The 12282-nt window shown below is 67.3% G+C and carries 12 protein-coding genes; 4 read left to right on the top strand and 8 right to left on the bottom strand.

Annotation, left to right across the window (positions count from 1 at the left end; all coding sequences use genetic code 11):
- Positions 1 to 35: 35 nt before the first annotated feature.
- The gene (locus AC3A4T_RS15140; RefSeq protein ID WP_487676120.1) at positions 36 to 554 is read right to left on the bottom strand and encodes a DUF1993 domain-containing protein; all 519 of its coding nucleotides are present in this window, start codon (positions 552 to 554) and stop codon (positions 36 to 38) included.
- Between the two features lie 193 nt (positions 555 to 747).
- Between AC3A4T_RS15140 and AC3A4T_RS15135 the strand changes: the two genes are divergently transcribed.
- Positions 748 to 1368, top strand: coding sequence for a TetR/AcrR family transcriptional regulator (locus tag AC3A4T_RS15135; protein WP_487676119.1), 621 nt, complete (start codon positions 748 to 750; stop codon positions 1366 to 1368).
- A gap of 21 nt (positions 1369 to 1389) precedes the next feature.
- Here AC3A4T_RS15135 and AC3A4T_RS15130 read toward each other — a convergent pair whose 3' ends face one another.
- From AC3A4T_RS15130 to folD, 5 genes are all read right to left on the bottom strand, one after another.
- A complete protein-coding gene (locus tag AC3A4T_RS15130; protein WP_487676118.1) occupies positions 1390 to 1617 on the bottom strand; it encodes a hypothetical protein in 228 nt (75 codons plus the stop codon).
- A 1189-nt stretch (positions 1618 to 2806) separates the two neighbouring features.
- Positions 2807 to 3520, bottom strand: coding sequence for a hypothetical protein (locus AC3A4T_RS15125; protein WP_487676117.1), 714 nt, complete (start codon positions 3518 to 3520; stop codon positions 2807 to 2809).
- Between the two features lie 26 nt (positions 3521 to 3546).
- Complete coding sequence (guaA, locus tag AC3A4T_RS15120) at positions 3547 to 5115, bottom strand: glutamine-hydrolyzing GMP synthase (RefSeq protein ID WP_487676116.1); 1569 nt, start codon at positions 5113 to 5115, stop codon at positions 3547 to 3549.
- A 114-nt stretch (positions 5116 to 5229) separates the two neighbouring features.
- Positions 5230 to 6687 carry an IMP dehydrogenase gene (gene guaB / locus AC3A4T_RS15115; protein WP_036103682.1) on the bottom strand — a complete coding sequence of 486 codons (1458 nt, stop codon included), beginning with the start codon at positions 6685 to 6687 and terminating at the stop codon, positions 5230 to 5232.
- Between the two features lie 380 nt (positions 6688 to 7067).
- Positions 7068 to 7946, bottom strand: coding sequence for a bifunctional methylenetetrahydrofolate dehydrogenase/methenyltetrahydrofolate cyclohydrolase FolD (gene folD, locus AC3A4T_RS15110; RefSeq protein WP_487676115.1), 879 nt, complete (start codon positions 7944 to 7946; stop codon positions 7068 to 7070).
- 157 nt (positions 7947 to 8103) lie between these two features.
- On the opposite strand from folD, the gene AC3A4T_RS15105 reads away from it, so the two are divergent.
- Positions 8104 to 8439 (top strand): DUF1244 domain-containing protein, encoded by a 336-nt coding sequence (locus tag AC3A4T_RS15105; RefSeq protein ID WP_487676114.1) that lies wholly within the window; start codon positions 8104 to 8106, stop codon positions 8437 to 8439.
- A 138-nt stretch (positions 8440 to 8577) separates the two neighbouring features.
- Here AC3A4T_RS15105 and AC3A4T_RS15100 read toward each other — a convergent pair whose 3' ends face one another.
- Positions 8578 to 9621 (bottom strand): DUF2272 domain-containing protein, encoded by a 1044-nt coding sequence (locus tag AC3A4T_RS15100; protein WP_487676113.1) that lies wholly within the window; start codon positions 9619 to 9621, stop codon positions 8578 to 8580.
- Between the two features lie 237 nt (positions 9622 to 9858).
- Here AC3A4T_RS15100 and AC3A4T_RS15095 point away from each other — a divergent pair, with 237 nt between their 5' ends.
- Positions 9859 to 10656, top strand: coding sequence for an alpha/beta hydrolase (locus AC3A4T_RS15095; protein WP_228464452.1), 798 nt, complete (start codon positions 9859 to 9861; stop codon positions 10654 to 10656).
- A 21-nt stretch (positions 10657 to 10677) separates the two neighbouring features.
- Positions 10678 to 11046: a RidA family protein gene (locus tag AC3A4T_RS15090; protein ID WP_056107809.1), complete on the top strand. Its 369-nt coding sequence runs from the start codon at positions 10678 to 10680 to the stop codon at positions 11044 to 11046.
- Positions 11047 to 11142: 96 nt separating this feature from the next.
- Here the strand turns inward: AC3A4T_RS15090 and moeB are convergent, their stop codons facing one another.
- Positions 11143 to 12279 carry a molybdopterin-synthase adenylyltransferase MoeB gene (moeB, locus tag AC3A4T_RS15085; RefSeq protein ID WP_487676112.1) on the bottom strand — a complete coding sequence of 379 codons (1137 nt, stop codon included), beginning with the start codon at positions 12277 to 12279 and terminating at the stop codon, positions 11143 to 11145.
- Positions 12280 to 12282: the final 3 nt, after the last annotated feature.

Below are 12282 nucleotides of genomic sequence, written 5' to 3'. Positions count from 1 at the left end.
TGATTGGAGCCGTCGCCGGCCCCGATCGGCAACGCTCAGGCCGGCGATGCGCTGGCGCGCAGGTAGTCGAGCTTGCCGAGCGGCACGCCCTGGTGGCGCAGGATCCCGTAGGCCGTGCTCAGGTGGAAATAGAAGTTCGGCAGGACGAAGCCGCGGATGTAGTCGCGGGCGACGAACTTGAGTTCGCGGCCGCCCGGGCGGATCACGATCTCGCGTTCTTCCTGGCCGTCCATGCTCTCGGGGGTGACGCTGCGCAGGAACTCCTGAGTCTTGGCGATGCGCGCGCGCAACTCGTCGAGGGTGGTTTCCTCGTCGGCGAAACTCGGCGGGGCGATGCCGGCCAGGCGCGCGGCGCCGAACTTGGCCGCGTCGCTGGCCGACTGCACCTGGCCGATCAAGCTGTACATGTCGGGCGCCAGGCGCCCGCCGATCAGTTGCGCGTGGTCGATGCCCTGCTCGTCGGCGTAGGCGGCGCCTTTGTCGAGCAGGTGGGACAGCGTGTCGAGGCCGCGGGTGAAGGCCGGCACCGAGATGTCGTAGAGCGAGAAGCTCATGGGGAGGTCCTGTTTGCGTGGCGGGGAAACAGACGATGGCGAGGGCCGTGCGGGCCGCGGCGGCTGGACAAACTCAGCCGGCGGCGAGGGCCGCGGCCGAGTCTGAGCGCTTGTCCCGGGCCGGTCAATGAATTTAGTATCGATCGCTATGGAAATCGATGTTGCAGATTCGGCACCACTCGAAGCTGACGATGTGGCCGCCGGAACGCCCCCGCGCCGGCTGCGCGGACGGCCGCGCGCGTTCGATCGCGAGCAGGCCCTGGAAACCGCGATGCAGTTGTTCTGGCGCCAGGGCTTCGAAGCGACATCGCTGAGCGATCTGACCGCGGCCATGGGCATCGCTCCACCCAGCCTGTACGCGGCCTTCGGCAGCAAGCAGCAGTTGTTCCGCGAAGCGCTGCAGCGCTATCTGCAGCAGTTCCGCGCACGCCACGCCGCCAGTCTGCAAGCGCCAGGATTGAGCGCGCGCGAGGCGTTCGAGCGCTTGTTCGACGCCATCGGCGACGGCTTCGCCGGCTGCGGGCAGCGCAGCGGCTGCATGTTGGTCGCGGCCGAGGTCGGCAGTGTCGGCGCGTCCGCGCCCTTGCGCGAGGAAATCGCCGCGCATCGCCGCTCGATCGAAAACGGATTCCACGCCCGCATCGAACGCGGCCAGCGCGAAGGCGACGTGGCCGCCGATTGCGATGCCGAGCGATTGGCCAAATTCCTGGCTACCGTGGTCCAGGGGCTGTCGATCCAGGCCCGCGACGGCGCGAACGCGGCCGAGTTAAGGGACGTGCTGCGCACCGCGCTGCGGGCCTGGCCCGCGGGCTGAGCCGGCGCGGGGCTCAGGCGCTCAACGCTGCGAGTAGTAGCGCATCGCCAGGCCGGCACCGGCACCGCGCGCACCGTCGCGGCCGACGGGATCGATGCAGCGGCAGCGCTCGAACGGAACCACGCTGCGCTGCGCCCGCGCCGAGCAGGCGCCGTCGGCATCCACCGCCGCGTCGTTGCGCGACGCCGCGACCGCCAGCAGGTGCGGCAGGGCCAACAGGGCGGCGGCGATCGGCAGAGTTTTCGACATCAGCGTTCTCTCCTGGGCAAGTCGGACGGCGCAGGTTCCGCGCACGGCACACGGAATCGGCCGCCCTTGTCTGGAACGACGAACCGGGCGGGCGCGAATCGACATGCGGATCGCGATGGGGGGATGGTCGGCGTCGAACGTCGGGACGGGAGCGCGGCCGTGGGCCGGTTCGAGCGCAGATTACGCCGCCTTGCGGACAGGGGCGGTCCTAATGACCCAGGGTCTGAAGTGGGGCCTGACGCCGTGCCGTCGGCGCGCGCGATCGCGCGTTCGCCGCGGGAGAGGTTGAGAGGTCGGCGATGCGGTGGTCACGCGGCGCGCGACGATGTCATCGCGCACGCACTCATCAACGCAGGCGACGAGTGGTGGTAAGAGCACGAGTATCGCGACTCCGCGGCCGAGTCGCGTTCGATTCGCATGCGGGCCTCGATACCGAATCGCTGATCAAACGACGTGCGCACGGAAAGAGGCGGTCGCCCGCCCCTTTCCGCGTTACCGCATCAGCAGCCGGGCGAGCAGATTATCCAGCAACGCGAATCCGGATCGTCCGGATCGCAACTGCTGCAGCACGGACGCGCGACCGCGCTGAGGCTGACGCTGAGCCCCAGTCCGAACGCGAAGCACGCAAGCACCAACTTGGCACGAGACTTCCTGATCATCGTTCTCTCCAACGTGGCGAGGCGGCCGAGGCAGTCCTTGCTCCAGTCGCCCGGGACGCCGACGGCGAACGCCGTCGCGCGTGGGTTACCGCGGCTCCTTCCGCGGCCAATGCGGGTGCGCCGGACGCTCGTCGAACAGGCGGGTTCGCGCGAACGGGTTCGGCTGCGCCGCGCACGCGCCGGCGATGCGGCACGCATGCCGGCATTCGCGCGCGAGCACCACCGAACGCAATGGAAAACGCAGCGGGCGCCGTGCACGCCGAAGCGAGGCTATCGGTGTTATCGGGGCTATCGCCGATCGCGGCGCGGGCGCGGACACGCCATCCATCGACAAACGCATCGCGTGGACGCGAATCGCTGCCGTGCAACCTGCCGATCCATTCCGTGGCGGACATACTTGCGTCCTTGACGGCGGCGCCCGAGACGGGCGCGACGACTGAGTCGAACCCTAGCCGGCTCGGCGCGCCCGAACCGCGTCAGTTGTCACAGCCCGGCGCATGCGTCGCCGCGGCGGCGCAAACGCGGTGTGTTCAAGCGTTCAGCGTTTCGACCTGCCCGCCGGCAAACACCACGAGCATCTTGCTGAATTGGCTGCAAACGCCGAGCTGCGAATAGACGTGACGGTACGTCGCGATCCACGCGGGGTCCCGTTCATCGGCGATCACGAGCCAGCGCTCGCCGACGAAGGATTCGGGCGAGCGCTTATCGACCGCCGCGCTGACGTGCTTGAGCAAGGCCGCGCTCAGATCGAAAAGCACACGCGGGTCGGTGTCGGGGTTGTGCACGAAACCGATCGCTTTCGAGGCCGACCTCGCGCCGCCCTTCGCGAACCGGACCTGGATCTGATTGCCGCAGATCGTGTCGCTGATTTCGACCTGCGCGGCTCCGCGTCGCAGACCTTCGTCGATCTTGGATTCCAGCTCGGCGGCGGTCTTCGACGGCAAACGAATCGGCGCGGTGACGGCAAACATCACCATCTGCCCATCGGCGACTCGCGGCGAAAGCGCGGCCTGCAAACGCGAGATCAAACGCAACGCGACCTTGTCGAAGCGCAGCCGGGGCACGGCATCGTCGCCATGTCCCGCGACTGCGGGCTCGATCGCCGCGGCATGGACGGCGATGCGTTTTGCGTCAAGCCGCAGATAGACAACGGGCGACGTCGCGTCGCCCTGCTCCTGGGTGGCACCGAAGTATTCGGCGACCTGCTCGATCGCCATCCTCTCGCGCTTGCCCGACCGGGCCATGCGCCGCACCTCTCAGAGCGCCGAAATCACTCCCACTCGATCGTAGCCGGCGGCTTGCCGCTGATGTCGTAAACCACCCGCGACACGCCGCGCAGTTCGTTGATGATGCGGTTCGACACCGTGCCGAGGAAGTCGTACGGCAAATGCGCCCAGTGCGCGGTCATGAAGTCGATGGTCTCGACCGCGCGCAGCGCGATTACCCATTCGTAGGCGCGCGCGTCGCCGACCACGCCGACCGATTTGACCGGCAGGAACACTGCGAAGGCTTGGCTGGTCTTGTCGTACAGACCGGCCTTGCGCAGTTCGTCGATGTAGATGTGATCGGCCTGCGCGAGCAGGTCGGCGTATTCGCGCTTCACTTCGCCGAGGATGCGCACGCCCAGGCCCGGGCCCGGGAACGGGTGGCGGTAGACCATTTCGCGCGGCAGGCCGAGTTCGACGCCCAGGCGCCGCACTTCGTCCTTGAACAATTCGCGCAGCGGTTCGACCAGGCCGAGCTTCATGTGCTCGGGCAGGCCGCCGACGTTGTGGTGGCTCTTGATGACGTGGGCCTTGCCGGTCTTGCTGCCGGCGGACTCGATCACGTCCGGGTAGATCGTGCCCTGCGCCAACCACTTGGCGTTGGCGAGCTTCTGCGATTCTTCGTCGAAGATCTCGACGAACAGGTTGCCGATGATCTTGCGCTTGGCTTCCGGGTCGCTGACGCCGGCGAGTTTTTCGAAGTAACGGTCGGCGGCGTTGACGCGCACGACCTTGACGCCCATGTGCTCGGCGAACATCGCCATCACCTGGTCGCCTTCGTTGAAGCGCAACAGGCCGGTGTCGACGAATACGCAGGTCAGCTGATCGCCGATCGCCTTGTGCAGCAGCGCTGCGACCACGGACGAATCCACGCCGCCGGACAGGCCGAGGATGACCTCGTCGCTGCCGACCTGCTCGCGCACGCGCGCGATCTGGTCGTCGATGATGTGCGCGGCGGTCCACAAGGTCTGGCAACCGCAGATGTCGACCACGAAGCGGCGCAGCAGGGTCTGGCCCTGCTTGGTGTGGGTGACTTCGGGATGGAACTGCACGCCGTACCAGCGGCGCGCGTCGTCGGCGAACGCGGCGACCGGGATGCGGTCGGTCTTGGCGGTGACGACGAAACCGTCCGGCGCCTTCGACACGTGATCGCCGTGGCTCATCCACACGTCCAGGCGCGGCGGCGAACCGGGATGATCTTTCAAGCCATCGAACAAGCGGTCGTGCGCGACCAGCGACACTTCGGCGTGACCGAACTCGCGTTGATCGGCCGCTTCGGTTTCGCCTCCGAGCTGCTTGGCCATGGTCTGCATGCCGTAGCAGATGCCCAGGATCGGCAGGCCGGCGTCGAACACCTGCTGCGGCGCGCGCGGCGAACCGTGCTCGGTGGTCGACTCGGGGCCGCCCGACAGGATGATGCCCTTGGCGCCGTACGCGGCGATTTCGGCCGGATCGTGGTCCCAGGCCCATATCTCGCAGTACACGCCCAGTTCGCGGATGCGTCGCGCGATCAGCTGCGTGTATTGCGCGCCGAAGTCGAGGATCAGGATCTTGTCGCTATGGATATCGGTCATGGAACCAGTAACGAGTGAGAGGAGTGAGGAAATAGAGAAAGCAAAAGCGCGGTCGGAATGGTCGAAGAGGAGCGGGACACTCGTTCCTCACTCCTCTTCACTCATTCCTGGATTTCAGCCCGCCCGATAATTCGGCGGTTCCTTGGTGATCTGCACATCGTGGACATGGCTCTCTCGCGCGCCGGCGTTGGTGATGCGCACGAAGCTCGGCTTCTTGCGCATCTCCTCGATGGTCGCGCAGCCCACGTAGCCCATCGTCGCGCGCAGACCGCCGGCGAGTTGGTGGACCACGCCGCCTAGCGAACCGCGATACGGCACGCGGCCTTCGATGCCCTCGGGCACGAGCTTGTCGGCGTCGGAGGCGTCCTGGAAATAGCGGTCTTTCGAGCCCTGCTCCATCGCGCCCAGGCTGCCCATGCCGCGGTAGCTCTTGTAGCTGCGGCCCTGGAACAGTTCGATTTCACCCGGCGCTTCCTCGGTGCCGGCGAACAGGCCGCCGACCATCACCGTCGATGCGCCCGCGACCAGCGCCTTGCCGATGTCGCCCGAATAGCGGATGCCGCCGTCGGCGATCAGCGGAATGCGATCCTTCAAGGCTTCGGCGACCATCGCCACCGCAGTCACCTGCGGCACGCCGACACCGGCGACGACGCGGGTGGTGCAGATCGAACCCGGACCGACGCCGACCTTGACCGCGTCCGCGCCGTGATCCATCAACGCCAACGCCGCTTCGCCGGTGACGATGTTGCCGCCGATCACCTGCAACTGCGGGAAGCGCTTCTTGACCCATTGCACGCGATCGAGCACGCCCTGCGAATGGCCGTGCGCGGTATCGACCACGACCACGTCGACGCCCGCCGCGGCGAGGGCTTCCACGCGCGCTTCGGTATCGCCGCCGACGCCGACCGCCGCGCCCACCAGCAAGCGCTCGGCGCTGTCCTTGGCGGCGTTGGGGTTGTCGGTCTTCTTCTGGATGTCCTTGACCGTGATCAGGCCGCGCAGCTCGAAGCCGTCGTTGACCACCAGGATCTTTTCGATGCGGTGCTTGTGCAGCAGCTGCAGCACTTCGTCGTCGCTGGCGCCTTCGTGCACGGTGATCAGGCGATCGCGCTTGGTCATGATGTGGCGGACCGGATCGTCGAGCTTGGTCTCAAAGCGCATGTCGCGGCTGGTGACGATGCCGACCAGCTGGCCGCCGTCGACCACCGGCACGCCGGAGATGTTGCGCGCGCGGGTCAGCTTGAGCACTTCGCCGATGGTGGTTTCCGGCCCCACGGTGAACGGTTCGCGGATCACCCCGGCCTCGAACTTCTTGACCTTGGCGACCTGCGCGGCCTGGGCTTCCAGGCTCATGTTCTTGTGGATGATGCTGATGCCACCCAGCTGTGCCAGTGCGATCGCAAGGCGGGCCTCGCTGACGGTGTCCATCGCGGCCGACAGGATCGGCAGACGGATCGACAGGTCGCGGGTCAGGCGGGTGGAGAGGTTTACGTCCTTAGGCAGGACGATCGAATGCGCGGGGACGAGAGACACATCGTCGTAAGTAAGCGCTTCAGCCTGGATGCGCAGCATGGGCGGGCCCGGGAGGATGAAGCGCGCCATTCTAACCCGAACCGGGGGGCCGGCGCTGGGGTTAAGGGCGGAAAGGGGCGTTCTGCTGGCGGGGTTTGGCGGGGGGTTTAGCCGGGCTTTGGCTGAGCGGGCCGCCAGCGGCCGGGGCCTCATCCGCGCACTTTTTTGCTCGTCATTCCCGCGAAGGCAGGAATCCAGAGACTTCAGCGCCATTCTTCCAGTCCGTCATTCCCGCGAACGCGGGAATCCAGTGTCTTTCAAGCGAGAACGCTTGAGGCCCGATCGAACGCCGACTGGGAAAGTACCGGCTAAAGTCACTGGATTCCCGCGTTCGCGGGAATGACGAGCAAAAAAGCGAAAGCGGCCGGATCAATGCTTCCTCAACCCCGATCCCCCGCCTCCGCCGCCTCCAGCGTGTTCTGCATCAACGTCGCCACCGTCATCGGCCCCACCCCACCCGGGACCGGGGTGATCCAGCTGGCGCGCTGAGCGGCGGCGTCGAAGCCGATGTCGCCGACCAGGCGGCCGTCGTCCAGGCGGTTGATGCCCACGTCGATCACCACCGCGCCGGGCTTGACCCATTCGCCCGGGATCAGGCTCGGGCGGCCGGCGGCGACTACCAGAATGTCGGCGCCGCGCACCGAGGCCTCCAGGACCTCAGGCGGGGTGAACTTGTGGCAGCTGGTGACGGTGCAGCCGGCGATCAGCAGCTCCAGCGCCATCGGCCGGCCGACGTGGTTGCTGACCCCGACCACGGTCGCGCTCTGCCCGCGCACCGGCCGGTCGGTGTAGCCCAGCAAGGTGGTGATGCCGCGCGGCGTGCACGGACGCAGGCCGAACTGGCGCAGCACCAGATGGCCGACGTTCTCGGGATGGAAGCCGTCGACGTCCTTCTTCGGGTCGATGCGGTGGATCAGCGCGGTGGCGTCGCGGCGGTCGGGCAGCGGCAGCTGCACCAGGATGCCGTGGACCTCGGGATCGGCATTGAGGCGGTCGATCAGCGCCAGCAGTTGCTCGTCGCCGGTGTCGGCCGGCAGGTCGTAGTCGATCGCGCGGATGCCGACCTTCTGCGCGGCGCGGCGCTTGTTGCGCACGTACACGCTGGAGGCCGGATCGTTGCCGACCAGCACCACCGCCAGACCGGGCCGCGACAGGCCGGCGGCGACGCGCGCGTCGACCTGGGCCTTGAGGTTGTCGAGCAGGTCCTCGGCGATGCGCTTGCCGTCGAGGATGCGGGCCGGGTGCGAAGAAGGCGTCATGCGGGGTCGTCGGCGCTGCGCTAGAGTCGGGGCCGCGCATTATCCCCCATTCTTTCGCGCGAATTTCGCCACCGCGCCGCCGAATCGGCGCCGGCCGGCGTCGTTCGCGGCCACCGCACCGCCATTCCGCCCTTCCAAGTCCGAACGAGACACCGCCATGAACCATCCCGCCCCGCCCGTCGATCCCACGCCGCAAGACCACGACACCATCGCGATCCAGGCCGCCGCGTTCCGCCGCCTGCTCGCCCACCTCATGCACGAGCGCAGCGACGTGCAGAACATCGACCTGATGATCCTGGCCGGCTTCTGCCGCAATTGCCTGGGCGACTGGTACCGCGACGCGGCGCAGGCGCGCGGCATCGACATGAGCAAGGACGAAGCGCGCGAAGCGATCTACGGCATGCCGTTCGCGCAGTGGAAGGCGCAGTTCCAGCGCGAGGCGACGCCGGAGCAGTTGGCCGCGTTCGAGGCGGCGCAGAAACAGCACGGCTGAGCGGTAGTGGGTATCTCCCTGTAGGAGCGGCGTAAGCCGCGACCGCGACATCGCGGCTACGACGAAACCGACGCCGTGGTTGCGATGTCGCGGTCGCGGCTCGCGCCGCTCCTACAGGGGCGATCGAAGAAGCGCGACTCAGTTCTGCTCCGGCCGAACCCCCGGCGTATTCGGATTCGGACAACGCGGCACGCCCGATCCCACCACGCACTGCACGCAACAGCCCGACGGCTGCAGCGACGCCGGCGCGGCCTGCGGGGCGAACAGCGGCGTCGGCGGCGCGAGCTGGGCCAAGGCGGATTCGGACTTGAGCTTGAGCAGCACCGCCCAGTCGAGCTTGTTCATGTCGCAGGCCGAGGCGGTGTCGGGCGAACACTCGACCTGGGTTTCGCTGCGCAGCGGCAGCGGCCAGAACTGGCCGTTGCGGTTGACCGCCATCAGTCGCATGGTCGCGCCCTGCTGGACGTTGCCGCCGATCAGATAGGCCTTGCCGTCGTTGCCGGGATTGACCGCGACGACCACGTCGCAATGCATGTTGAGCGAGCCGCTGTTGGCGTCGAGCGCGGCGCTCAGGCCCTGGAAGCCGTAGACCCGATTGCTCGAACGCACCGCGCACAGCAGATCGCCGGGCGAAGCGGTCGCGCTGGCCGGATCGAGGAACTGGAACGGGCTTTGATCGGCGCTGCGATACGCGTCGCGCACGTAGTCGTAATGACTCGCCGACGGCCGGAACCCGGGCACTGACGCTTTCATGATCACGTAGGAAATGAACGCCGCCGACCACGGGTTGTCGATCAGGAAAGCGCGGCAGGCCACCGCCGAATAACCGCTGCCGTAAGGGTCGAAGCATTGCTCGGCGCCGGCGAAACCGCTCATGCGCTGAAGCAGGCCGGTGTCGCGCCAATAACTGGCGGTGCGGCGCCAGGTTTCGGTGGCGCCGTCCTGCAGGCGCGAGGTCTCCGCTTCGCTGACCACCGCGCTGGCGAGCCGGCCCTGGGTGTCGATGAAGGGGCGGAACCACAGCAGGTTCTCGGTGCAGGCCGCCACCGCGATGCGGGTGGCCGCGTCCGCGGCCGCGCCCTGGTCGCGCAATGTGGGACAGGCGTCGGCGGCGAGCGCGGGCCGCAGTGGCCACAACGTTGCCGACAGACTCAGCAAAACCAACAAAGCGCAGCGGTACATCGGCGATCTCCGGGTGGCGATGCGGCCGCGATGCTGGGCGGCCGCAGGGTTTCTCGGCACGACCCCGATGAGCCCGCCTGTTTCCAGCCTAGCCATCTTCCGTGCAAACGGTGTGATCGCGCCAGCGCTGGCGAGACGGCACCGCCGCGGGTTATCGTCGCAACAACGCACTGCGGCACACGGTTTGTGCGACCGCAGTCGGCGCTCCCCCGCCCCGCAAGGAAGGCTTTCGCATCGATGGCTCGCAACCCCCGTCTGCTCCAATCCGTCACCGTGCTCGCCGGCGTCGCCGCGGCCGGTTATCTCAGCATCTGCGGCTGGCTGTACTTCAAGCAGCGCGAGCTGATGTATTTCCCGCAGAACACCCGTCTTGGCTCGGACATGACCGATTACGCGGTCGATCGCGGCGACGTGGTGCTGCGCGGCTGGCGGCTCAACGCGGGCCGCGAAAAGGCCCTGATCTATTTCGGCGGTAACGCCGAACGCATCGAGAACATGCGCGAGTCGCTGGCGCAGTGGTTCCCCGATCGCACCATCTACCTGGTGTCCTACCGCGGCTTCGGCGCCAGCGAGGGCCAGCCCGAGGAAGCCAAGCTGTTCGCCGACGCACTGGCGATGTTCGACCAGGTCGCGCGCGAGCATCCCAAGCAACCCATCGCGGTGATCGGCCGCAGCCTCGGCAGCGGCGTGGCCAGTTATGTCGCCGGCCAGCGCCCGGTCGAGCGCCTGGCGTTGGTGACCCCGTTCGACAGCCTCAGCGAAACCGCGCAGGCGCATTACAACTGGCTGCCGACGCGCTGGCTGGTCCGCGACCGCTACGATTCGGTCGCGCATCTGCGCGGTTATTTCGGCCCGATCCTGGTCGTGCGCGCGAGCGCCGACGACGTGATCCCGCCGGCCAACACCCAGCGTCTGATCCACTCGTTGCAAACGCGTCCACAGGGATTGGACGTGATCCAGTTGAACGGCGCCGATCATCACAACATCGGCCAGTACCCGCAGTACGGTCAGGCTTTGAGGGATTTCATCCACTGATCCATCAACCCGAGGTGCGACATGGAACGCCAAGTGATCCATCCCACCGAAGTGTCTTACTCGCAGGCGCACCAGATCACCGGTTTCAAGCGCCTGTTGTTCATCAGCGGCCAGTTGCCGCAATGCGATGCCTGCATCCTGCCCAAGGATTTCGACGGCCAATGCCGCCGCGCCTGGGCCAACGTCGAGCGCCAGCTCGAAGCGGCCGGGATGGATTTCAGCAATCTGGTCAAGGTCACCACGTTTCTGACCGACCGGCGCATGCGCAAGCGCAATTACGAAATCCGCCATGAAGTGCTGGGCGAGCATTCGCCGGCGCTGACGGTGGTGATCGCCGAGTTGTACGAGGAAGGCTGGATGGTGGAGATCGAGGCGATCGCGGCGGACTGAGGAGCCAGGAATGAGTTCAGAGGAGTGAGGAGTGAGTAAGAGCGACGTTCGCCGTGACCCAGCTCTTACTCACTCCTCACTCCTCTCCACTCACTCCTAGCTCGAAGCGCAGAACGCCTGGTAGTCGATGTAACCGGGGAACGCGCGATCGGCCGCGCACACCGGGCAATCGGGATCGGGCCGCAGCCGGGTTTCGCGGAAGCGCATCGCCAATGCGTCGAAATGCAGCAAGCGACCGGCCAGCGATTCGCCCAGGCCGAGGATCAGCTTGACCACTTCGGTCGCCTGGATCAGGCCGACCACGCCGGGCAACACGCCGAGTACGCCGGCCTCGGCGCAGTTGGGCGCGGCTTCCGGCGGCGGCGGTTCCGGAAACAGGCAGCGGTAGCACGGGCACTGGCCGCGATGACGGCCAGCATCGAACACGCTGACCTGGCCTTCGAAACGGTGGATCGCGCCGTACACCAGCGGCTTGGCCAGTTTCACGCAGGCGTCGTTGAGCAGATAACGCACCGGAAAATTGTCAGCGCCGTCGAACACCACGTCGGCGTCGGCGATCAGGCGCTCGACGTTGTCGGAACTGATCCGCTCGGCGAACGTCTCCACCCGCACCCGCGGGTTGAGCGCGTTCAATGCGATCCGCGCCGATTCGACCTTAGCCACGCCGATCCGGTCTTCGGTGTGCAGGATCTGCCGTTGCAGATTGCTGCGATCGACCACGTCGTCGTCGGCCAGCACCAGGGTGCCGACCCCGGCCGCGGCCAGGTAGAACGCGGCTGGCGAACCCAGCCCGCCCGCGCCGACCATCGCCACACGCGCGGCCTGCAGCTTGCGCTGGCCGGCTTCACCGACTTCGGGCAGGCGCAGGTGGCGCGAATAGCGGTCGTAGAAGTCGCGTTGTTCGTCGGACTGCTCCAGCACCGCGAGCGGCAGGCCTTCGGTGATCCAGCGCGCGGTGCCGCCTTCGACCGAGGCGACCCGGGCGTAACCAGCATCGAGCAAGGCCTGCGCGGCGCGCAGCGAACGCGCGCCGGATTGGCAGATCAGCACGATGGCTGCGTCGCGGTCCGGCAGATGCGCTTGCGGGTCGGCTTCCAGCGCGTCCTTGACGATGCCCAGCGCGTGCTCGGCCTGGCCGGCGGCGCGTTCGTGCGGCTCGCGCACGTCGATCAGGATCGCGCCGGCTTGCTGGCGTGCGCGCGCTTGCGCGGGGGACAGTTGTTCGATGCTCATGGG

Source organism: Lysobacter sp. Soil_N_51 (assembly GCF_057655755.1).
The sequence above is the reverse complement of the archived record's forward strand: the minus strand, read 5'-3'. Positions and strand labels throughout refer to the sequence as shown.

Coding starts and splice junctions, on each gene's coding strand:
- guaB (WP_036103682.1), bottom strand. CDS start 6,687: ATGCTGCGCATCCAGGCTGAAGCGCTTACTTACGACGATGTGTCTCTC.
- AC3A4T_RS15095 (WP_228464452.1), top strand. CDS start 9,859: ATGGCTCGCAACCCCCGTCTGCTCCAATCCGTCACCGTGCTCGCCGGC.
- AC3A4T_RS15125 (WP_487676117.1), bottom strand. CDS start 3,520: ATGGCCCGGTCGGGCAAGCGCGAGAGGATGGCGATCGAGCAGGTCGCC.
- AC3A4T_RS15105 (WP_487676114.1), top strand. CDS start 8,104: ATGAACCATCCCGCCCCGCCCGTCGATCCCACGCCGCAAGACCACGAC.
- guaA (WP_487676116.1), bottom strand. CDS start 5,115: ATGACCGATATCCATAGCGACAAGATCCTGATCCTCGACTTCGGCGCG.
- AC3A4T_RS15140 (WP_487676120.1), bottom strand. CDS start 554: ATGAGCTTCTCGCTCTACGACATCTCGGTGCCGGCCTTCACCCGCGGC.
- AC3A4T_RS15100 (WP_487676113.1), bottom strand. CDS start 9,621: ATGTACCGCTGCGCTTTGTTGGTTTTGCTGAGTCTGTCGGCAACGTTG.
- AC3A4T_RS15090 (WP_056107809.1), top strand. CDS start 10,678: ATGGAACGCCAAGTGATCCATCCCACCGAAGTGTCTTACTCGCAGGCG.
- moeB (WP_487676112.1), bottom strand. CDS start 12,279: ATGAGCATCGAACAACTGTCCCCCGCGCAAGCGCGCGCACGCCAGCAA.
- folD (WP_487676115.1), bottom strand. CDS start 7,946: ATGACGCCTTCTTCGCACCCGGCCCGCATCCTCGACGGCAAGCGCATC.
- AC3A4T_RS15130 (WP_487676118.1), bottom strand. CDS start 1,617: ATGTCGAAAACTCTGCCGATCGCCGCCGCCCTGTTGGCCCTGCCGCAC.